The 259-nt window shown below is 63.7% G+C and carries 1 protein-coding gene; it reads left to right on the top strand.

The features are described from left to right. A partial coding sequence (locus tag ACLJNW_RS26235) for a 7TM diverse intracellular signaling domain-containing protein (protein ID WP_410961511.1) occupies positions 1–259 on the top strand: 259 nt, incomplete at both ends.

Genomic DNA, 259 nt, shown 5'->3' with positions numbered 1-259 from the left:
CCCTGCTGCTGCGCGTGCAGAGCACCAGCACCGTCTACCTGCCGCTGTACTTCAGCACCTACGCGGCCAGCGCGGCCAGCCAGGAAACCCTGATGGGCTTCAACGGGGCCTTCTACGGGGTGCTGTTCGGGTTGTTCTGCTACAACCTGTTCCTCTTCGTCTCGCTGCGCGAGGCCACCTACGCCTGGTACCTGCTGTACAACCTCAGCCTCGGCCTGTTTTCCGCCAGCTTCGACGGCCTGCTGTTCAAGCTGCTGCC

The sequence above is a fragment of the Salmonella sp. SAL4457 genome (genome assembly GCF_046548235.1).
In the GTDB taxonomy this organism is placed as follows: domain Bacteria; phylum Pseudomonadota; class Gammaproteobacteria; order Enterobacterales; family Enterobacteriaceae; genus Salmonella; species Salmonella enterica.
This window is presented reverse-complemented; position numbering and strand designations above follow the sequence as displayed.